Origin of the sequence: Gilvimarinus sp. DA14 (assembly GCF_024204685.1) — a bacterium.
Taxonomy (GTDB): Bacteria; Pseudomonadota; Gammaproteobacteria; order Pseudomonadales; family Cellvibrionaceae; genus Gilvimarinus.
In genome coordinates, this window is record NZ_CP100350.1 from 3573455 (window position 1) to 3594867 (window position 21413).

19 protein-coding genes are annotated in these 21413 nt (G+C 53.5%); 9 read left to right on the top strand and 10 right to left on the bottom strand.

Going from position 1 to position 21413, the window contains the following annotated elements; all coding sequences use genetic code 11:
• Nucleotides 1-151 precede the first annotated feature (151 nt).
• Both NHM04_RS15655 and NHM04_RS15660 read left to right on the top strand, forming a co-directional pair.
• Nucleotides 152-1192, top strand: coding sequence for a YafY family protein (locus NHM04_RS15655; protein WP_254264691.1), 1041 nt, complete (start codon nt 152-154; stop codon nt 1190-1192).
• Nucleotides 1176-1682, top strand: coding sequence for a cupin domain-containing protein (locus NHM04_RS15660; RefSeq protein ID WP_254264692.1), 507 nt, complete (start codon nt 1176-1178; stop codon nt 1680-1682). Before NHM04_RS15655 ends, NHM04_RS15660 begins: the two co-directional genes overlap by 17 nt.
• 2 nt (nt 1683-1684) lie before the next feature.
• Here the strand turns inward: NHM04_RS15660 and NHM04_RS15665 are convergent, their stop codons facing one another.
• The 4 genes from NHM04_RS15665 to NHM04_RS15680 form a co-directional block, all read right to left on the bottom strand.
• Nucleotides 1685-2098, bottom strand: coding sequence for a VOC family protein (locus NHM04_RS15665; protein ID WP_254264693.1), 414 nt, complete (start codon nt 2096-2098; stop codon nt 1685-1687).
• 12 nt (nt 2099-2110) lie between these two features.
• Entirely contained in the window at nt 2111-2518 is a 408-nt protein-coding gene (locus NHM04_RS15670) for a VOC family protein (protein WP_254264694.1), read from the bottom strand.
• Nucleotides 2519-2785: 267 nt separating this feature from the next.
• Complete coding sequence (locus tag NHM04_RS15675; RefSeq protein ID WP_254264695.1) at nt 2786-3133, bottom strand: YciI family protein; 348 nt, start codon at nt 3131-3133, stop codon at nt 2786-2788.
• Between the two features lie 74 nt (nt 3134-3207).
• Nucleotides 3208-4425: an RNA polymerase sigma factor gene (locus NHM04_RS15680; RefSeq protein ID WP_254264696.1), complete on the bottom strand. Its 1218-nt coding sequence runs from the start codon at nt 4423-4425 to the stop codon at nt 3208-3210.
• Nucleotides 4426-4548: 123 nt separating this feature from the next.
• Between NHM04_RS15680 and msrP the strand changes: the two genes are divergently transcribed.
• The 7 genes from msrP (at nt 4549) to NHM04_RS15715 (ending at nt 15255) form a co-directional block, all read left to right on the top strand.
• Nucleotides 4549-5547, top strand: coding sequence for a protein-methionine-sulfoxide reductase catalytic subunit MsrP (gene msrP, locus NHM04_RS15685; protein ID WP_254264697.1), 999 nt, complete (start codon nt 4549-4551; stop codon nt 5545-5547).
• Nucleotides 5548-5669: 122 nt separating this feature from the next.
• Entirely contained in the window at nt 5670-6266 is a 597-nt protein-coding gene (locus NHM04_RS15690; RefSeq protein ID WP_254264698.1) for a sulfite oxidase heme-binding subunit YedZ, read from the top strand.
• A 101-nt stretch (nt 6267-6367) separates the two neighbouring features.
• Nucleotides 6368-8704 (top strand): beta-propeller domain-containing protein, encoded by a 2337-nt coding sequence (locus NHM04_RS15695; RefSeq protein ID WP_254264699.1) that lies wholly within the window; start codon nt 6368-6370, stop codon nt 8702-8704.
• A 76-nt stretch (nt 8705-8780) separates the two neighbouring features.
• Nucleotides 8781-9245, top strand: a complete 465-nt coding sequence (locus NHM04_RS15700; RefSeq protein ID WP_254264700.1) for an NfeD family protein — start codon at nt 8781-8783, stop codon at nt 9243-9245.
• A 9-nt stretch (nt 9246-9254) separates the two neighbouring features.
• Entirely contained in the window at nt 9255-10106 is an 852-nt protein-coding gene (locus NHM04_RS15705) for an SPFH domain-containing protein (protein WP_254264701.1), read from the top strand.
• Between the two features lie 319 nt (nt 10107-10425).
• Nucleotides 10426-13788 (top strand): thrombospondin type 3 repeat-containing protein, encoded by a 3363-nt coding sequence (locus NHM04_RS15710; RefSeq protein WP_254264702.1) that lies wholly within the window; start codon nt 10426-10428, stop codon nt 13786-13788.
• Between the two features lie 543 nt (nt 13789-14331).
• Nucleotides 14332-15255 carry an alpha/beta hydrolase gene (locus NHM04_RS15715; RefSeq protein WP_254264703.1) on the top strand — a complete coding sequence of 308 codons (924 nt, stop codon included), beginning with the start codon at nt 14332-14334 and terminating at the stop codon, nt 15253-15255.
• Between the two features lie 25 nt (nt 15256-15280).
• On the opposite strand, the gene NHM04_RS15720 is transcribed toward NHM04_RS15715, so the two are convergent.
• Genes NHM04_RS15720 through NHM04_RS15745 form a run of 6 tightly spaced genes read right to left on the bottom strand, consistent with a single transcriptional unit; the run spans nt 15281 to nt 21245 of the window.
• A complete protein-coding gene (locus NHM04_RS15720) occupies nt 15281-15568 on the bottom strand; it encodes an amphi-Trp domain-containing protein (RefSeq protein WP_254264704.1) in 288 nt (95 codons plus the stop codon).
• A 13-nt stretch (nt 15569-15581) separates the two neighbouring features.
• Nucleotides 15582-16922: a metallophosphoesterase gene (locus NHM04_RS15725; RefSeq protein ID WP_254264705.1), complete on the bottom strand. Its 1341-nt coding sequence runs from the start codon at nt 16920-16922 to the stop codon at nt 15582-15584.
• 2 nt (nt 16923-16924) lie between these two features.
• On the bottom strand, nt 16925-17626 hold the full coding sequence (locus NHM04_RS15730) for a histidine phosphatase family protein (RefSeq protein WP_254264706.1): 702 nt from the start codon (nt 17624-17626) through the stop codon (nt 16925-16927).
• Complete coding sequence (locus NHM04_RS15735) at nt 17599-18735, bottom strand: HprK-related kinase B (RefSeq protein ID WP_254264707.1); 1137 nt, start codon at nt 18733-18735, stop codon at nt 17599-17601. Before NHM04_RS15735 ends, NHM04_RS15730 begins: the two co-directional genes overlap by 28 nt.
• Nucleotides 18728-19621 (bottom strand): GAK system ATP-grasp enzyme, encoded by an 894-nt coding sequence (locus tag NHM04_RS15740; RefSeq protein WP_254264708.1) that lies wholly within the window; start codon nt 19619-19621, stop codon nt 18728-18730. The genes NHM04_RS15735 and NHM04_RS15740 overlap by 8 nt, the downstream gene beginning before the upstream one ends.
• Nucleotides 19614-21245: a PhoU domain-containing protein gene (locus NHM04_RS15745; protein WP_254264709.1), complete on the bottom strand. Its 1632-nt coding sequence runs from the start codon at nt 21243-21245 to the stop codon at nt 19614-19616. Before NHM04_RS15745 ends, NHM04_RS15740 begins: the two co-directional genes overlap by 8 nt.
• Nucleotides 21246-21413: the final 168 nt, after the last annotated feature.

The following is a 21413-nucleotide window of genomic DNA, read 5'->3' on the forward strand; positions in this document are numbered from 1 at the left end:
GTGTCAGTTCCTGGTCGATGGGGACAGAGCAAAATCGACCGGTACAGATTTTTCAATAGCGCTACGCTAATCCGGATATACGTCATATTCTGACGTATATACTGACTATGGTTAGAAAAGAACCGTTAGGCCCCTTTTAGGTAACTTTGCTATGGCGAATACCGCAACACGTTTAATTCATCTGATTATGGCGCTGCAGCGTCAGCCTAATTTGCCCGCTTCCAAGTTAGCCGAAGAGCTTGAGGTGTCGGTGCGCACGGTGCAGCGCTACATCGGCATGCTGGAAGAAATGGGCGTGCCCATTTATGCCGAGCGCGGTACCCACGGCGGTTATTCACTGGTGCGCGGTTACCGTATGCCGCCACTGATGTTCTCGGCCGAAGAAGCGGTAGCGGTGTGCCTGGGGGCAGAAATGGTGGCTCGCGCCTGGGGCAAGCTGTTTCGCCCATCGGCGCAAAGCGCGGTGACGAAAATTGCCAATGTACTGCCCCAAGCGCAGCTGGCCGATATTAACTGGGCCCGTGAGAGTCTGCTGACACGGGGTATGCCCCGCATTAACCCGAGTGTAGACGAAGATACCCTGCAAGTGGTTTATGGTGCGGTGCACGAGCAAACCCGTATAGAAATTGTCTATCGTGGGCGTGGCCAGCTCAGCACCGAGCGCCGCACTATCGACCCCTACGCGCTGGTGTACAGTTGGGGACAGCAATACTGTCTGGCATTTTGCCACCTGCGCGGTGCGCTGCGCTCGTTTCGGGTAGACCGAATCGAAGCGGTGAAAGCTTTAGCCGAATCTTTTGCAAGGCCTGCGGATTTTGATCCCGACGAACACTTTAACCCTTATGCGTTGGAGGCCGAGTCGTTTGATGTGGTGTTGTCATTCCCTCCCGCCCAGGCGCTGGTAGCCAAAGATCATCCCTGTTGCTGGGATTCGTTAATGGAACACGACGATGGCGCCGTAACGGTTACCTTTAAAAGCGCAGACCTGTCCATGGCGGCCTGCCGGGTAATGGGCTTTTTACCCGGCGCACAGCTGGAAAGCCCGCCGGAGTTAATTACTCTGGTACGGGATAAAGCCCGTGCCATCGCGGCCAGTTACGAACCGGCCAGTAACTACGAAGTGAACACTGGTTACGACAATTCAATAAAACCAGATAACGCTAAGGAACCTGCGTATGCCAAACACCATTAATATTTCGGACTTGCAACCCCAGCCTTTGCCGCCGGGCATGGCGCCCGAGGGGGAGGCCTGCGATAAATACAATGCCACCATTGCTTATATTGGCCCGCAATTGGGCGCGCAAAAACTGGGTTATAACCTCACCGTAGTGGCTCCGGGCAAGCGCGCCTTCCCCTTTCACAGCCATCGGGTGAATGAGGAGATGTTTTTTATATTGGAGGGGGACGGACAGCTGCGCCTTGGCGATACGCTCCAGACGATTAAAGCGGGGGATATCATAGCTTGTCCCGCCGGCGGGCCGGAAACGGCCCATCAGATAATCAATACTGGCGCAGAACCTCTGCGGTTCTTGGCCGTAAGCACTCGCTTAACCCCCGAGTTAGCCGAATATCCCGACAGTGGTAAGTTCGGTGTTATGGCGCAATACGGAGGTGCGGACGGCAAACCGGAAATGTTTTTACACGTCGGCAAGCGAGAGCAAAATTTGCCGTACTGGGACTGAGCTTATTCAACCGGGTCGCAGTTGATCATCCATTTAATGCCAAACTTGTCGGTAAAAGCGCCGAAGCGTTCGGCCCAGAATGTTTTTTCTATCGGCATTTGAATATCGCCGCCTGCACTTAATGCCCCATAGAGTGTTTCGGCCTCAGCGGCGGTATCGGTTTGCAGGCAAATGGATACCCCTTGGGGTTTTTGATAGTTACCGGGAGGTGCGTCCGAGGCCATAAGCGTCGAGGCGCCTATCTTCATACTGGCGTGCATAATTTTATTTTTGTAGTCATCGGCGACAGGCGATCCGCCTGGTGCCTCGCCATAGGTCATTATGGCGTCGATGGGGGTTTGCAGAATATCGCGATAAAACTCAAACGCAGCGCGACAATCACCGTTATAAAAAACATAGGGGGTTAGGCTTTGCATAATGACAGGCTCCTATTGTTTTTGCAGATGTTCAGGGTCCATATAAAACAGCTCCCAGGTGTGGCCGTCTAAATCCTCCAGGGTGCGCTGGAACATAAAGCCGTGATCCATGGCAGCGCGCGGCTCTCGCCCACCCAGCGCAATGCCTCGCTCCATTAAATGATCCACTTCCTCACGGCTCGCGCAGGAAAGCGCCACCAGTGTTTCTATCTGGTCGCGGGTATTGCACAGTTGTTTAGGGGTGAAGGTTTTAAAATAGCTGTCGGTCAGTAGCATCACATAAATATTGTCACCGACAATCATGCAGGTGGCTTTGTCGTCGGTAAACTGCGGGTCGAAATCGAAGCCCAGGCCGCGAAAAAACTCGATGCTGGTGGGCAGGCTTTTGACCGGGAAGTTAACAAAAATTTTATCGGGCATTGCGCTTATCTCCGTTTAAATGTGTGGAAAGCCTCAACTATTCATCCGGCAATTATGATTGTCGGGTTAACAGCGGCGCAGGATGCGCTGACCTCGCCGAAGGCGAGCGCGAGCTCTGTAAAATCAAGGGATTTCGCAAATTCCACCGATTTTGCAGAGTGACAATTAAGATGTTCTGGACGAGTAATCTTAATTAGCTGGTTAATAGTCGGTTGAGCGAATGGTCATTCGACCCGAGCCAGGATTTTATTTGTCGCTTAAAGGCCGTTAATCAACTTGCAGTTGGCGCACGGGGCGCACTTCTATACTGCCCACCCGGGCGGGAGGAATGCCCTGGGCGATGCGTAGGGCTTCGTTTAAATCTTTGGCCTCAATCATATAAAAGCCCGCTAGCTGCTCTTTGGTTTCGGCGAAGGGGCCATCGGTGATGTGCACTTCACCGCCACGCACACGCACGGTGGTCGCGCTGTTGACACTTTGCAGGGCTTCGCCCGCGACTAAATGCCCGCTATCGGCTAGCGATTGGGCGTAGGCGGCGCATTCGCGATCTTCAGGGCTATCGGGCAGACCGTGCAGGTCTTGCTCATCGCTGTATACCAGGCAGAGGTATTTCATGATTGGTTCCTTTCACGTTATCAGCCGTTGATAGAGGTTAGTCGGTTTGCGTGGCGTGGAATCGACAGGCGGGCTTAAATTTTTTCGCACTCGCGCAACCGTTTTTGAATATAGCGCTGCTCCGGCGCCTGGCCAGACAGTGCCAGAGCTTGGCGATAACTGACCGCCGCCTCGCGTGGGCGGCCTAAGCGATGCAGTAATTCCGCGCGGGCGGCGTGTGCAGGGCAGTAGTTTTTTAGTTCGCCCGCGGCCAACTGGGTAATCGCCAGCAGGGCTTGCTCTGCGTCTGCGGCCATGGCCTGTGCTACCGCCAAGTTCAGGGCTACCACCGGGGTAGGGGTGCGCGCGTACAACGCGTGATACAGGCCATGTATTTCTTGCCAGTCGGTAGCCTCGGGGCTGCTGGCCTCGGCATGCAGCGCCGCTATGGCCGCCTGTAATGCGTAGGGGCCAGTGGTTGGGCCAACCAGAGCACGGGGTACTAAAGCGAGAGCCTCGGCAATGTCGCTTTGGTGCCATAGCTCGCGGTCTTGGTCCTGGAGTAAGACAATATCTCCGCGCGCATCGCTGCGGGCGTCGCGGCGGCTGTGTTGCAGTAGCATCAGCGCTAAAAGGCCAAGTACCTCGGGTTCGGGCAGTAAGTCCGCTATCAGCCGCCCCAGGCGAATGGCTTCCTCTGCCAGTTGTTTGCACAGAAGGTTATCGCCGCCGCTGGCGTGATAGCCCTCATTAAAAATCAGATAAACCACCTGTAGCACCCGGGGCAAGCGCTCGGGCAAGTCTTGTTTACCCGGTACTTCGTAGGGAATGCCCGCTGTTTGTATTTTGCGCTTGGCGCGCACAATGCGCTGGGCGATGGTGGCGGGTTTGCTCAGGTAGGCGCTGGCAATTTCTTCGGTGGATAGGTCGCATATTTCGCGCAAAGTTAGGGCGGTAGCCGCCTCGGCATTAAGGCTTGGGTGGCAGCAGGTAAATATCAGCCGTAGACGGTCATCCGCCAGGTGCAGTTGCTCGGGGTGCTCTTGTTGCGCTTCGAGCTCGATAATGTCTGCCGGTAAAGGCGCTTCGCGGTTGTATTTGCGCAGTTTGTCGATGGCCTTAAAGCGCCCGGTAGAAACCAGCCAGGCGGTTGGGTTGTCGGGGATGCCCTCTGTCGGCCACTGCAGCAGGGCGTTGGTGAATGCGTCGTGCAGCGCCTCTTCGGCTAGATCAAAGTCCCGCAATAACCGAATTAAGGTTGCCAGCACCTGCCTGGAGTGCTGTTGATAAATTTGCGCGATGGTGGTTTCCATACACATGTAAGCAGGCCTCAATGCATCGATTCAACGGCCGCTATCGTATAGCCAATAACAGTGTGTAACAATTGCGCTGCTTTGCAGTCTGTAGAGTCTAGTTGAATAAAATTAGTGAATGTTATGTTAATTAAATCGCCATCCGATATTAAAGAAAGTGACATTACGCCCGAGTCCGTTTACCGCGAGAGACGGCGCTTTATGCAGTTAGCAATGGGGGCGGGCGCTCTTGCAGCGAGTCCTTTTGCACGCAGTAAACCCGGGTTTGTTACCGAGTCTGCGGTGAGCGAGGGGCCTGACTGGCTAGAGCGCCAGATCGCAGGTGCCGAGGCATACGAAAAACAGGTGAACGACAAGCTCACGCCTTACGAACACGTTACCAGCTACAACAACTTTTACGAGTTTGGCTACGATAAATCGGACCCGGCTCAGCACAGTGGCAGCCTTAAGCCGTATCCGTGGACGGTAGAAATTGCCGGTCATGCGGAGAAAACCGGGCGCATTAACCTGGAAGACTTACTCGCTAAAGTCAGCTTGCAAGAGCGCGTGTACCGGCTGCGCTGTGTTGAAGCCTGGTCTATGGTCATCCCCTGGGTCGGTTTCGAGCTGGGTGAATTGCTCAAGCAGTTTAAGCCCACCAGCCGCGCCAAGTATGTGGCCTTTACGACATTGTTGGATAAAAAGCAGATGCCGGAGCAGGCCAGCCGCTTTAGCACCATTGATTGGCCCTACCGCGAGGGGCTGCGTATGGATGAGGCTATGCACCCGCTCACTATTTTGGCCGTGGGGTTATACGGCAAGGTACTGCCCAATCAAAACGGTGCGCCATTACGCTTAGTCGTACCTTGGAAGTACGGCTTTAAAAGCATTAAGTCCATCGTCAAAATCGAATTTACCGAAAAAGAGCCCGCCACCAGCTGGAACGTGAGCGCTCCCAACGAGTACGGCTTTTACGCCAATGTGAATCCCAAGGTCGATCATCCGCGTTGGTCCCAGGCTACCGAGCGGCGCCTTCCCAGCGGCTTGTTTAGCCCCAATATTATCGATACCCAGATGTTTAACGGGTATGGGGATGAAGTGGCGCAGCTTTATAGTGGGATGGATTTGAAGAAATATTATTGAACGAAGAACGAAGAACGAAGAACGAAGAACGAAGAACGCAGAACGCAGAACGCAGAACGCAGAACGCATTGCGTCGGACGTCCGACGTCTGACGTCAGACGCAAAACCAGGAGGCTGCATTAATGCCGGTTGTGGCACGTAGATTGGTCATTTTCGTACTTTCGATGATGCCGTTTCTCTGGCTTGTCTATCGCACTGCGACGCAGCAGTTGGGAGCGGACCCGGCGAAAACGATTGTTCTGTTTACCGGCGAGTGGACGATTTACTTTTTGTTTATCACTCTGTCAGTCAGCCCGTTGGTTAAGTTGGCAAAGTGTCGTTGGCTGATGGTGCACCGGCGTATGCTAGGTTTGTTTGCGCTCTTTTACGCGCTTTGTCATGTGGCGGCTTATTTAACGTTTATTCTCGGGTTGGATTTGTCCCGCTTTTTCTCTGAAATGGTCAAACGCCCTTATATCACTGCGGGCATGCCGGCGGTGCTGATTTTAATTGCACTGGGAGTCACCTCCACCAAGAGGATGATGCGACGGCTAGGTAAGAACTGGGTTAAGTTGCATCGCTTGGTTTATGTAGCACTTCTTCTCGGTTGGGTGCATGTGCTCTGGCAGGTTCGTTCCAGCTATTTTGAAGCGGTAATTTACGGCTTGATTACTCTGACATTGCTGGGCATGCGCGTTTATTGGTTTTGCAAGCGGCGCAGTGCTCACTCAAAGGCCTGAGCCTGTGCGCTTCAGCACTCGTTTGTGATTACAAAATCACACAGAATCTTGTCGTTTTTTGGTTATGCTGGGAAGATAAATCCATACCAGGAAGGTGGAACATGCGCTCAATACTCTTTCCCGCACTCATTGCCGGGGCTTTAACGGCCTGCGGTGGCTCGTCATCCAGCTCGGATACCACTAGACCTATTGATCCGGGTGGCCCTAGTGAGCCCGTCGACTATAACCAACTCAAACTCAGCGAGCCCAGCGATGCGCCTTTGACGCTATTAGCGGGTGAAGATTTTGAACGCTTGGTGAAAAATGGTCTGCGATTGCAGACCGGCGCGAGGGACGAGGGCGAGAACGGGGGCGGCACGGTGGACTTCTCCGCCGGCCCCCCTGAGGCGGATACGGGCAACGATAATTACTCTGATACCAATGTCCATATTGAGGGGGTAGGCGAGTCCGACGTCGCCAAGTATGACGGCCAGCACTGGTTTGTCGCTTATCAGCCCAGCAGTTACAACGGCGAGTTGCCAGGTGTGCAAATTGTCTCAACCGACCCGGACATTCCCGATGCGACCATCGTTGGAACCTACAGTTTTGATGACCCTTTGTGGGGCCCGGCTTACTCGCTTTATTTGCAAAAGGACAGTGGGCTTGCCTCGCACTTGGTGGCTATTCGCAGCCAGTGGGGACACGTTGAGCCAGTGCTGCCCGGCTGGGGTATCGAGTTTTCAGCCGCGGATAGCGCTATTTGGCCCGGCCCCAGAAACAGTGAGTTAAACATTGAGTTTATCGATGTCAATCAGCCCTCAGCGCCTAAGCTTGCGACCGCTATCTCTTTAGATGGTTCTTTAATCGACAGCCGTCGTCTCGGGGACACCCTTTATGTGATTACCCGTTATGACCCCTGGCTGGAAACCCTGCAATTTGAAGAGGTGGAAGGTCAAGCTCGCAGCGAAAACGAGACCGCTTTAAGCCGTGTTGAACTTGCCGAGCTTCTGCCCCGGTACCGACAGGGCGATTTGGAAGCTCCGTTAAGTGACGATTGTTATGCCTCCAGTGAGACCCAACCCGAGCACGGCTTCTTTTCCATGGTGAATATTACCGCCATTGATTTGAACGCTCAGCAGGTCGTGTCCAGTGAATGCTTGAGTACCGGCGTTGATTCCATGACCATGAGCACTAACGCACTCTACTTAACGTCTTATGACTGGCGCCAGAGTGAACCCCGCACCATCATCCACAAGTTTGATTTAACCGATTCCGGCGCCAGCTACAGCGCCACTGGCGGTGTGCCAGGCAGTATTCGCGGCGACGCGCCTTATCGGGTTAATGAATACGAAGGCGACCTGCGGGTGGTGACCACGCGGGGCGACTGGAATCAGCCAACGCACCACCTCAGCATATTGCGCCAGTCGGGCTCGGGTTTTGACGCAGTGGCGGAGTTACCTAACAGCGCTCGCCCCGATCCTATCGGCAAGCCGGGGGAAGATATTTATGCCGTGCGTTTTGCCGGCCCCACCGCCTATGTGGTGACCTTTCGGCGTGTTGATCCGCTCTATGTGCTGGATTTGTCTGACAGCGCCGACCCCAAAGTCAGCGGCGAGTTAGAAGTGCCGGGTTTTGCGACTTATATTCATCCGCTTAACGATGACTATCTGTTTACCCTGGGGCAGGACGCCGATAACCAGACCGGCTGGACCCAAGGGCTCAAGGCGCAGTTGGTGAAGGTGGCCGGTGGCACCCCCGAGCTTGTGGGCGAAATGCTAATCGGCGAGCGCGGCAGCCATAGCGAAGCCCTATACGACTTGCGCGCGCTTAACTTCTTGTCGGTAGGTGAGGGTGATATGCGAGTTTCTTTTCCGGTCAGCGTAAACAGCGCGGAGAATGGCTGGCAGTACAGTGGCTTGCAGATGTTGTCTTTGCAAGGCTTGGATAGCGCCGAGGGTGTGATGCTGGATCAGGGCACCTTAATTGCCGAGGCGGCGGGTAATGACCGATATGATTACGGCGGCGGGGTGAGGCGCGGACTCTTACACAATGATGCCGTTTACTATGCCCACGATAATCATATTTGGTATACCCAATGGGGCGCGGCCGATGCACCCAGTGGCCCCATTGGCGGCGAGCCCATTGCCTGCACTGAAGAGATCCGCTATGGCTTAAATATCGATGTCTGGGCAAGTGAAGAGGACGCCGACGTGTGCGCCGCCCAAGTGGTAGCCACCGAAGGTGAATACTCTGAGCTTCTGCAGCCCAAAACCGGCCACTACGGAGCGGAGGGCTGCTATTTTTACGGTGCCTCCGAGCGAGCCGGGACCTATTCTATAACCGTCCAGCTGGACGGTTATGCCACCCAGACTCGGACGGGCATTGTGGTGTCCGAGGATGTCTGCCATGTGCAGCCACGTTGGTCGTCGATTGAATTGCACACCGTCAGCGGTCAATAGATTTACCCCTCGGTAGGGGTTTCGCATCGCCCTGGGGTATACTCCGCTTAGATTATAACAAGCAAGGAGTTACCCTATGGGTGAATGGCTGCAAACCGGGCTCGCGCCCTGGATCTGGATTGTTTTCGGTATCGCCCTGTCGGCGTTAGAAATTCTCTTACCCAGCTTCTTTATGCTCTGGCTTGGTGTCAGTGCCATTGTGGTGGGGCTGGTCACATGGCTGGTGCCGCTATCTCTGGCGTTACAGTTATTACTTTGGATCGTCTTGTCGTTTCTCTCGCTACTGGCCTGGTTTAAATGGATCGCGCCGCGCATGAAAGACAAAACCCTCTCGGGCATGGCCATGGAAAAAGCCGTAGGCCAGATCGGCACCGTGCTTAATTACACCGTCTCCACTCAACGCGGCATTCTGCGCTTTCCTGCACCAGTGCTAGGCGAAGATGAATGGCGTTTTATTTGTACTAGCGACTTGCAGCCGGGCGATCGCGTCATAGTGATGGACTTTTCCGGCAACGATCTAATCGTTAAACCGAAAGCATAAGGAAATATTATGGAAACAACATTAATTACGGTGGCAGCCATCGTTGTTTTGGCATTGGTGGTGATTACCCGCGGCGTACGCATCGTACCTCAGGGGCGCAAAGACGTTGTACAGCGTTTGGGGCGTTACCACACTACGCTCAACCCGGGGTTAAATCTGATTATTCCGTTTTTTGACACAGTTGCCTACAAAGTTACTACTAAAGATATCGTGTTGGATATTCCCTCGCAGGATGTGATTACCCAGGACAATGCGGTGATTATCGCCAACGCCGTGGCTTATATAAATATTGTCAGCCCCGAAAAATCTGTTTATGGGGTCGAGAATTACATTATCGCTATTCAGAACCTGATTCAGACATCTCTGCGTTCCATTATCGGTGAGATGGCGCTGGATTCGGCGCTGTCCTCGCGGGATCAAATTAAAGCAAAATTAAAAGCCTCTATCTCCGACGATATCGCCGACTGGGGTATTGTTCTGAAGACCGTGGAAATTCAGGATATTAACCCATCGACGACCATGCAGCAGGCCATGGAAGAGCAGGCCGCGGCCGAACGCCAGCGCCGCGCCGCCGTAACCAAAGCTGAAGGTGAGAAACAAGCCGCGATTTTAGAAGCGGACGGCCGGCTTGAAGCATCAAAGCGCGATGGTGAAGCGAAAATTGTATTGGCCAATGCCTCGGCAAAATCGATTCAGCTGGTGACCGATTCGGTAAAAGGGGGCGATGAGTTGCCTGTTATGTATTTGCTTGGCGAGAAGTACATAGAATCCATCGGGGAGCTCTCGACCTCGGATAACAGCAAGACGGTGGTTTACCCGGCCGATTTGGCAAACGCCTTTAAGGGAATGTTTGGCAAGTAAAACTATTCAGGCTTCGCAGTTTTGCGGAGCCTGATTTTTTAGATTTTTTTGTTGTGTTAATAAAGTTATAATTTTTCTTGCTTATTAAAAAGCTCTATTTCTCTTAGAATCTCACTTATAAAGTCTTTCCGGTATTTTAAATTTTTCGCTAATGCGCCTTTGTTCTAAGGTTGATTTGCGTACTGGTCTTGCTGTGCTAATTTCATACTTAACCTTGGCGCTTAAATCTTTCGGGTTTTAAGACAAGGTAATAAAAATGACGCAAATATAATTTTAAGTAGACCGTTCCAGGGAAAATCAATTTGTTGAGGGATATAACATGTACCGGATATTCTCACTGGCATTAGTGTGCCTGTTTTGCCTTGCGGGTTGCGGCGGTGGAGGCGGTGGTGGTTCATCGCAAACACCCAATCCTCCCGTACAATCCTCCAGTAGTTCCAGCTCCGACGGCTTTGAAGAGCCAGACCCCATAGACATCCCAGACGAACCCGCCGACGCCGATGACGACGGTATAGCGGATGATTCAGATAACTGCGTTAACACCGCTAACCCCAACCAGCTTGATAGCGACGGTGACGGTGTGGGCGATGCCTGCGATACAAGCCCGGTGACTGACGGTGATGGCGATGGTGTGGACGATAGCGTGGATAATTGTCCGCTCATTGCGAATAGCAACCAGCAGGATACCGACAACGACAATATAGGCGATGCCTGCGATCAGGATGATGACGGCGATAATATCAGTGATGGCGAAGACAATTGCCCGCTGCTGGTCAATCCGAACCAGCAGGACAGTGATGGCGATCGGATTGGCGATGCCTGCGATGGCGACAGCGATGGCGATGGTGTACAAAACGACAACGACAATTGCCCCCTAATTGCCAATACCGCGCAGTCAGACCTGGACAGCGATGGGCTGGGCGATTTGTGCGATACCGATATTGATGGCGATGCGCTGGATAATGGCGCTGACAATTGCCCTCGCGACCTTAATGAAGATCAAGCCGATACGGATGCCGATGGCATCGGAGATAGCTGTGATCTCAATGCCGACTCAGATGGCGATGGTATTGACGATGGCATTGATAACTGCGCCTTAGATTTCAACCCACAGCAGCTGGATCAGGATAATGATTGGATTGGTAATGTTTGTGATCTTGACGTCGACAATGACGGCGTAGCCGACTCTGGTGATAACTGTCCTTTAACCGCGAATACCTTGCAGCTCGACGATGACAGCGACGGTTTGGGTAACAGTTGCGACAGTGACGATGACGGCGACGGCGTAAACGATGCGGTGGATAACTGCCCGGTCGATGTCAATGCCGATCAGCTCGACTCCGACAGCGATGGTGTTGGCGATGTCTGCGATTTAGACCGCGATAATGACGGTTTGCCTAATCCCATCGACAATTGCCCAGCCAATGCCAACGCGGCACAAAACGACCTGGACGGAGATGGCATTGGCGATGCCTGCGATGATGACCGTGATGGCGACGAGATTGTCGACGAAGCCGACAACTGCCCCGCCGTTGCCAACCCAGGGCAAGTGGACAGTGACGGCGACGGTATAGGCGACGCCTGCGATAGCAGTAACGATCCGGTGGATCCTGTCGACAGTGATGGCGATGGTATAGCGGATGATGACGACAACTGTCCGTTAATTTCCAATGCCGGTCAGAGCGATGCCGACGGCGATGGCGCTGGCGATGTTTGTGACAATGACCGCGATGGTGACGGCATTGATAATACCGGTGATAACTGTCCCTCGGTTGCCAATCCAGATCAGTTGGACACCGATGGTGATGGCCTGGGAGATGCCTGCGACGAGGGCTCTGCTACCGATAGCGACGCCGACGGGATTGTCGACAGCGCCGATAACTGCCCCCTGGTTGCCAACGCCGGGCAGCAGGACAGCGATGCCGACGGCACCGGTGACGCCTGTGATACGGACGTGGATGGCGACGGTGTTGCCAATGATCAGGACAACTGCCCAACAACCCCCAACGCCAGTCAGCTCGATACTGATAGTGATGGGGTGGGTGATGCCTGTGACGGCAGCGACGATAGCGACACAGACAATGATGGCATTCAGGATGATGCCGACAATTGTCCGCTGATTGCCAATGCTGACCAAGCCGACATGGATCTGGATGGTGTCGGTGATGTGTGCGACAACGATCGTGACGACGACGGTGTTAATAACGGCGCCGATAACTGTCCCGACCAGGCTAACGCCAACCAAAATGATCTGGACGGCGATGGTATAGGCGACTCTTGTGATGCCGATGTGGACGGCGACACCATTAGCAATGGCAGCGACAATTGCCCCAGAACCGGTAACACTAATCAAAGTGATTGGGATGCCGATGGTGTCGGCGATGCCTGTGACGACGACCTGGACGGCGATGGTGTGGCCAATGGTGCCGATAACTGCCCAGCCATGCCCAATGCGGATCAGGTGGATACCGATGCCGATGGGGTAGGGGACGCGTGCGATAGCAACACCGACAGCGACGGTGACGGTATCGACGATGGCTCAGACAACTGCCCGGCCACGGCCAATGCGGATCAGCTGGACTTTGACGGCGATACTGTCGGTGATGTGTGTGACGACGATCGTGACGGTGATGGCGTTAACAACGATGATGACAACTGCCCCGACACCGCCAACGGCGACCAGGCCGATGCCGACGGCGACGGTATTGGCGATGCCTGCGACAGCTTTACCGACAGCGATAGCGATGGCATAGCCGATGCGGCAGACAACTGCCCGCTTACAGCCAATGCCGATCAGGCGGATGCCGATAGCGATGGTATAGGTGACGTATGCGACGGCGACAGAGATAACGATGGCATTGCGAACAGCGGTGATAACTGTCCTCTGGTCAGTAATCCCGACCAGTCCGATATGGACGCAGACGGTATGGGTGATGCGTGCGATGACGACCAGGACGGTGACGGCACCGACGATGACGCAGATAACTGTCCGCTGATCGCTAACCCGAGCCAGCTTGATAGCGATGGCGACGGCATTGGCGATGCCTGTGACAATGATCTGGACGACGATGGTGTGGACAATGGTGCCGATAATTGTCCCTCTACCCCTAATCCCGATCAGGCCGATATCGATGGCGATGGCGTAGGCGATGTGTGCGATGCCACAGAAGATGTAGCCTGCGCTCCGGGCAAACTCTACGAGCCGCTAATCGACCCCAATATCACAGTGCATACCGATGTAAGCAGCATACTGTGCGTGGGATGTGGGGTGTTGAACGCTGGCAACATTGAAGACAGCGACCTCAACAACTTTGCCACGGTTGCCACCCCAGTGGCGGTAGCCGGCACAGTGAGTCTGGCGGCGGAGGATACTGCCACCAGCTATGCAGGCAGTCATCGGGTCGGGGTAGTGGTCTCGTCTGCCAACGATCTCTTGGAGCTGGATTTGTTGGACAACATTACCCTAACCACATACCTCGATGGTGTGGCGCAGGAGTCTGGTGGCGCTACGGGGTTACTGGGTTTGCAGCTGTTAGGGTTATTTAATAACCCGGATCAGTACTTGGTAATGATGCCCACCAGCGCGGAGTTTGACCGGGTAGAAATATCTAAAGCCGCTGTACTGGGGCTGCTGAGCGACCTTCGCGTACACACCATGTGCGTTGCTCCGGCAGCACAGTAGCTGCCTGGTAATAGGGGTGGAGGGATCCGCCCCTAATTGCCAACCGTTTTATCCCTGCCCCATTTGTGGGGCTTTTTTATGTGCATGAGTTAAGCAATCTATTTTTATAGCGCTGGCTTATATCCATCGATGTGGATTTGAATGACATCTATCCATATTGGTTATTTTACGACCAGCCTCTTATACCTTATCATTCCCAACAGTTTCTAGTCAGAAACATTGGAACTAATCGACTGTAATTCCTTTGGGTTGATGGAATATCACCGGGTTTTAACACCCCCCTCCGCGTTTTAGTTGAACGCCTTCAGTCAATCAGGATGGATTCGTATTGGTCTGTGTTGATCGCAGCCCTTTGCGGCCAGAAGTTGGCGCATAAATCTTTTATTGGTGTGAGTGGGCTTAGAGCAAAGCTTAGGGATTTTTACGCTGGATATTGGCGTATTATTCATCTTTAGGGGTGAAGAAAGAGAAGTTTAGTTGCTCGATAGTTGGCCTGCGGAGACTAATCAAGCGTTTTCTGCGCTTTAATCGCTGAGGCTATTAATGAAATTATTGCAGCATCTTATTGTTTTCCCCGCGTTCTTGGTTCTTGCTGCCTGTGGAGGCGGTGGTGGCGGATCATCCTCAGGCGCTACCAGTGGGGCTGTCTCTAACGATATCGCGAGCAATGCAAGCAGTTCTGCACAGGCCAGCACCTCTTCGGTGGCGTCGCTCAATGAGCCGGAATTTCAGGACCTGGATAACAGTGGTGAAGGTTTTGGGTTTCTCGCCGGGCAAGTGGTGCGCGAAACACTGTTTACCTCGGCTATTACCGGGGTTGAGTATCCAGTGCATATCTATCTACCGCCAGGGTACGATGACTCGCAGCGCCGCTACCCGGTTATCTACGCGCTAGATGGGCAAACATTGTTTCCAGGCCTGCCGTATTTGCTCGAAGATGAAGGTGTAGAGGCCATACTGGTGGCCATTGCCGAGGGCCCCGATGACCGCCGTCGCACAGATTATTTGCTGCCCGGTGCGCGCGACTACTTCCAATTTATTGTCCACGAATTGATTCCCTTCGCCGAAGCTGGCTTGCGGGTAGACACCAGTCAGCGCACCATCGCGGGTACTTCCTTTGGTGGCGTATTTGCGGGTTTGGCCTTGTTGATGGATGATTCCGTCGATCCCGTGTTTCATAACTTTTTCGCGTTTGATGCCAGCTTTTATCAGCATCCGGAGCAGACTGAGCAACTGGAGCAAAACCGCTATCTGGCAAGTGCACAGCTCAATGCTAAGGTATTTCTTTCCAGCGCCTTGCCTGAGGGAAACGATGAATTTGTCACCCTTTTTGAGGCTTCTTTGGCTGAGCGTAATTTCAACGGCTTGACCGTCTATCGCGATCGCTTTCAGAGCACTCACGGCAAAATTACCGAGCCGTCTTTTCGCCGCGCCATCGGCCAGTTATGGGGAAATGACGCTAACTAGTGAATGGCGTATGGGCCTCAGCGGCTTACTTGCGGGTACTTTTGCCGTTAACCTTTAGCGTTTTTTGTTTGCTTTCGGTGTCGCTTTGCTCGTGCCAGCTAAAGCGTAAATTAACGCGGTTGTAGGCGTCTTCGCGCTGGGCGGTAACTTTTACTTGCATCAATCCCTGGGGGCAGAGCGTCAGGGTTTCTTTACCCTCACTAAAAGACAGTTCGCCCGCGTCTATGCCATCCATAAGCGCCTGCAACAAGTTGCGGATGGATTGCGAGTCCTGCAGCGATTCGTGGCGAAAGCTGTTTTTCTCTCGGCTCATGGTTGTTCCTTTGTTATTTTGCCTGCGGCTGAAATAATTTAATTGCGGGCCAATCGCTACTGATTCCGGCGACGAAGCCCTTGGGGTCGATAATCGTGGCGCCCGCTCCCAGCCCTTTAAGAGACTCTTTTTTGCGTGAGTGCTTATCCAGGGTGATATCGCACTCTATGTGCAGCAACTCGCGGCGCAGTGCCAGGCGTTGGCCCCGGTGTAAATTGCGGTGGCCGTGCACAATGGCGTGAATGCCGGCACTGTGAGTCCGCCGAGCACCGTGTTTGCTTAGCGGGTGATCCACAGCGCGGTATTTGGTGCGAATGCTGTTGGCCAGCGAGCCGTAGTAAAAATCAAAGGGCGAGCCTTTTAATTGTTTGGCAAACTCTTTGTTTAATGGTGTGAGACCGCGAGTGCTAATTTCGTTGGCAAGGTTGTCATCCAGGCCCGCGTGTACAAATAAAAAACTGCCGCGCTTGAGAGCTAGCCTCAGTTTTTTATAAAACCAGTAAAACTCCCCACTTTTAGATAAAAACAGCTTTTGCCATAAAAGGGCGCTGGCGTATACCTCGCGCAGGGTCAACCCAGCCTTGTGGCATTGGTCTTCAAATTCTGCGGATTTTTTTGCAATCTTGGCCAGTTCTCGTTCGCAGGCGGCGGGCGATAATTGGCTTTTAGCGGCCTCTTGGAAGCCGGCAAACCAGGTGTTTTGTGGCAAGAGTAATTGGCGGCATTGCTTGGTGTCTGGTACATCTGCCAGCGCATTTTTTCCGCTTAAGTATTCGTTGCGAATTTCTTTTAGCAGCGGAATAGCTTTGGCTCCCATGCGTACAAAAAAATGCCCGTTTTTAACATCGGCGGCGCAGCCTGCTGTACGCATGCCGAACAGTACTCTAACGTCGTGATTGCCCGCCAAGAGTTTTACCCGCGCCTTCTGATCGATCAGGTTTTTTAACACCCGCAACAGGCGCAGGTTGCTGGGGCCTTTATCAAAAAAATCGCCCCCGAAAACAAAAACAGATTTTTTCCCCTGTTTGCTCAACTTGAATTTATTGTCGCCTTTACCTGTGCGTATCACCCCGCCGCTGGCAACCAGTGAGGCGAGCAGAGCGTCGGCATCGGCGTGCAGATCCGAGATAAAAATGATCCGCCGCTTGGGCCACACCCAGGGGTATTGTGATACCTGTTGGTCAATGGCGTGGCGCGCGCGGCGGCGCCCGCGCTTGCGCTGGCGAAAAGCGTGTTTGCCCTCATCCAGCCAGGGGCGCACATGATCCGGCAGGGTCATAGGCAGCCATTTTTCCCCCTCGTAATGGGTAAGCTGGCTGATGGCTTTGCTGTTAAGCGACGATTCGGCATTCATGCTCAGTCGGTGAACTCCCGTGGTGAGGTGCGCGGTTTCCACTGCCCCGCTAGATGAACCCAGCCGGCCTCAGTACAAGCGATAATAACTGGTTGGGCATGATGCATACTCAGGTTGGCAACGTCAGATTCACTCAGTATACCCAGATTACTGGCGCCGTGGCGCAATGCAGCGCCGTGGCCGACAATCACCGTAAGAGAATTGTCCGCGCTTTCGTCGGCGAGCTGGCTGATATAACTTGCAACCCGCTCGCCGGCCTGCTGCAGAGATTCGGCCCCGGGCAGTGGCAGGCAGTAGTCGCTGCGCGATTTCCAGTTCTCCGGTGGGCTGGGGTAGCGTGGGTCTTGTTCCAGCAGCTGTTCTATCTCATCGATGGTGAGATTCGCCGCGCTGCCTACGCAGCGCTCGGTTAACGCATCGCTTTGCAGCAATTGCCCCTCGTCTACTGCCAACTCGCGGCGAATAATCTCGGCAGTTTGCCAGGCGCGAAGTAACGTTGAGCTGTGCATAACCGACGATAAACCCAGCTCTAAATCGGACGCTGCCTTTTGCAGTAACAGTGCACAGTCGCGCGCTTGCTGTTCACCTTTTGCCGTGAGCGGGTAGGGCTGATGGGCGCTGGGGGTGTCTTTTTTCTGCCGGTAGTCCCCATGGCGTATCAAGGCAAAAGCGCGCATTAATCCTGTGCCTCTGGTAATTGCCACAGCTGCCAGCAAAAATCCCGCAGCGCGCTAAAATCTACCCCGCCGCTAACGGCATAGACTTGGGTGTGGCTTAGCTGCTGCAGATAGGCTTGAAGCGCAGGCATTTGTGCATTGGGCTGGAACTGGCCATCGCTACGCTGGTAAAAGGGGCCAGAGGATTTCATCAATGCGGGGAGTAATTCCTGGCGCTCGTTTATATCAATTTTGTCAATGCGAGTGGCGCATTGCTCGCGGCGGTTCCAGTTCAACAACACAATGGCTTTTAGCGGCGCGGTATTCTCAATACGGGTGTTTTCACCTCTGCCGTAGAGTTTGGGAATCAGCACGTCGTATTTTTCCTCCAGCTCCCACAGCTCGTCCGGAGCCATGGTCTGGTAGCGCCGCTTTTGCTCGGCCGTTAATAACGGTTGCAGGCGCGGGTTGTTGAGCAGGGTGCCCGGGTTAACCCGTGGCATTTTGGCCGCGCCGCAAAGCAACAGCTGCTCACCGACTTGCTTGGTAAATATCCGATCGTTGCTCACAAAGTTAACTTTCGGGTGATCCAGAAGCCGCAGCATACTGGTGGATTTTCCGCCGCCCGAAAACCCGGCAATAGCGATTGCCTGCTGGTTGTAACTTGCCGCGGCGGCGTGGCCAATTAACCAGCCATTTTGTTGCAGCTGGTTCATGGCTTGGTTGTTGATAAAATTAATAACCTGATTCAGGTTGTCATTACAGGGGCCTATCGCGATACGCTGGTTTCTGCTTTGCAGAAATACCATGCCGGTGCGACATTTGCGCAGAAGACGCGCATCATCCAGATCGATAAACGTATCTTTGCGCGCGCTTTTGCCCGGTTCCCGCTGCCATTCTTGCCAGGGTAAATACTCCGCAACAGTGGGTGATTCAATTACGGTAACTGTGGCGTCACAATTTTTCTCGCCAGACATAAGCCAGGGCTGGAAGTAGGCTTTAAGGCTGCTGGCTGTTTGTGCCTGCGTGCAATTGACCTGCACTGAAGCGCCAGGTAGTGCCAGGCTCAGGGAGTACTCCGTTTTTTCCGGATGGCGCTGCAACCAGTGTAAAAAGTTGTGTATTTCCGTTTCGGTATTTGCCTTGGCTTCAGCCATTGAGCTTCTCCAGAACGTAATCCGCGTAAAGTGCAGCGGCATCGATACCTATACCATCTTTGGCGCCGCGAAAACCGCCGAACGCCGATACTTCAAAAACTATGGGGCCATTGTCTGTTTCAGCCACATCTACGGTGGTAAAGTCCATCGCGAATGGCGCTTGAGCACGGGTCGCGAGGTCAATCAATTCGGGTTCAGGTTCGGCTTTGGCGTATTTTCCGCCGCTGTGAATAGTCGTGTTCCAGCTATCTCCCGCTCCCAGTCGGGCATAGCTGCCAAGATACTGACCGCCCAGAAATACCATACCTAAATCGCGCCCGCTCAAATTCAGCTTTTGTTGGATATACATGCACGGGTGAGTGCTGGAAAAACGCTCCACGGCGGATTTCTTATCCGCATCCTCGGCCCTGATAATTTCCATACCGCGCGCTTTGGTGGAATAGAGAGGTTTAAATACGGCGGCGCCAAATTTATCCACGGTGTGCAGTGCCTGATCTACCGATTCGGTGATCACTGTGGCCGGCATGGGAATATCGTGGTTGCGCAGTGTTACCGTACAGCTCAAACGGTCAATCAGGCGCAGTATGCTTTGCGCCTGACTAAAAACCGGCACGCCCTGGGCCTCGGCTACCCGCAGAAGCTCCAGTCGGTCGAGAGTATTGGGGCTGTACTCGGCACTGATTTTCTTGACGATAATCCCATCAAATTCACACAGGTTGTGCTCGCGGTAATAGAGACTTTTGTTTTGTAAATCCAGTACCACCTCGCGCATGTCGACCACCAGACGAAAGCCGGTGCGCGCTTGCAAGGCATCGGCCAATACTTCGGTGGACCATTTGCCGGGCAGGCCTACCACAGCTATTTTTCCCTTGGTCGAATCAGTCACAAAAAAGCTCCGTTAATGGCACGTGGTAATCGGTCAGCTTGTGGCGTGGCAGCTGGTTGACTTGCTCCAGCAGGTAGCGCGCTTTTAAATACATGCGTGTGGCCATGGTGTGGTCGAGAATAAAGCGGGTCGAGGTGACGAACGAGCGTGCCAGCCCAAGCGCCAGCCGTACCTCGAAGGTGTCATCATTGTGTTTGCGGGCAAAGGTCTGAACAATGCTGTAAAACTGCTCAACTTGCTGGCGTATGCGCCGGCGTACTGGTTCGTCCAGCACTTGCAAACGATAGTTCGAAACCATAAACACCGAAACGTCTTGCACGTAATCCATGTGGCAAGAGCGGTGAAGATCAATAAAGTTAATTTTGTTTTCAACCGGGTCGTAAATAATATTGTCGACGTTAAAGTCGCCGTGAATAAACACACTAAAAGGTGCGCCGAGTTTTTCTTCTTTCTTCTGCACCTTCTTTACCAGGGCGTCAAAGCTCTCTATTTTGTAGCTGCCGAGACTCTGGCGCTCATGTTGAAAGTCCGGGTGCACGCTGTACACATCCGGCAGGCGCTTAAGAGTTTGAGCCATAAAGTTAGCCGGGTTGGGCTGGTCGGTATAAGTCTGTTGCCAAATGCTGTTGAGTGTTTTTTTCAGACTGGTCATGGCCTTTTTACGGCGCTTTTGTGGCGATTTTATGACCAGCTGTTCGAAGGTTTCTCCGTTTAAATGTTCAATCAGTAAGGCGGCATTGTCGCCTTGCTTTTGGTAGGTATGAATGTGCGGTGCAACCCCCGGATAAATATCGTGCCAGCGATTTACCCCCTCCAGCTCTTCTTTAAGCTTGCGTTTGCTGCCGTCTTTGTACACCAGTCTCTGCCACTGCTCATCGGTGGGATTGTCGATGGTGCTGATACCACTGCCAGAGCGGGTTTCGGCAAGGGGGGTAACTCGCAGTTGCGCGGCCAGATCTTCCTCGAGCCAGTTATTGATGGTGCTGCGCAGAGAGCTGTAGCGCTGTAAGTCCAGTGGCTGGCCCATATGCCCCGAGATAATGGAATCGCTAATGTTTAACAGGGCGTCGCCCATCTGCTCAATGGCGTGGGCAATAAACAATCCGCTGACTAAATCCTCGGTGTGCTTTTTCTTTTTCAGCTGGCGGGTGTACTGGCTGACCAGCTTTTTATAAGACTTCTCCAGTTTGCGCTCGGTCTTTCCCAGCTTTAAGGCCAGTTGCGTGTCACGATCTTTTAACGCCCGGGATATCAAATCGATACTTTTGTCGACTTTTTGCAATAGTGGCAGGTACACACTTAAGTCCAGTCGTGCGCCGCTGTGCAGAAAATTCATCTGTTGCAGGCATTCGCGTGCAAGCTCGGCGATGCGCTCCAGCTCGCTGGCAATGCGGCTCACAGCCCGGTAACTCATAGAGTGCTGGTTGCTTTGCAGCGCGACATGCTTCATGCAGGCATTTTGCACCCGCAGGTTAAGGTTGTAGGCGTGACCACTGCGCTCCAGTAAACGGTGGGCATGGGCTACCTTGCCCTGGGCGAAAAAGTTCTGCAGGTGCGCCAGGTGCGTTTTTACCTCGGCGATCAGAAAATGCAGATTGTCGGTGATGGCCGGGGTTAACACCATGCCGGGCTCCGGTTGTCCGTCTTTGTTGCTGAGCGGCTATATTACGGCCCGCCTTGTGGGATTGAAAGGCGAAGCGCCTCTTGTCATATAAATGTCATCCCCCAGCTTGCGCGCAGAAATGCCACATCTGTACAAGAAATAGCCGTTTGCGAGGGCGAGGTTGTTAGG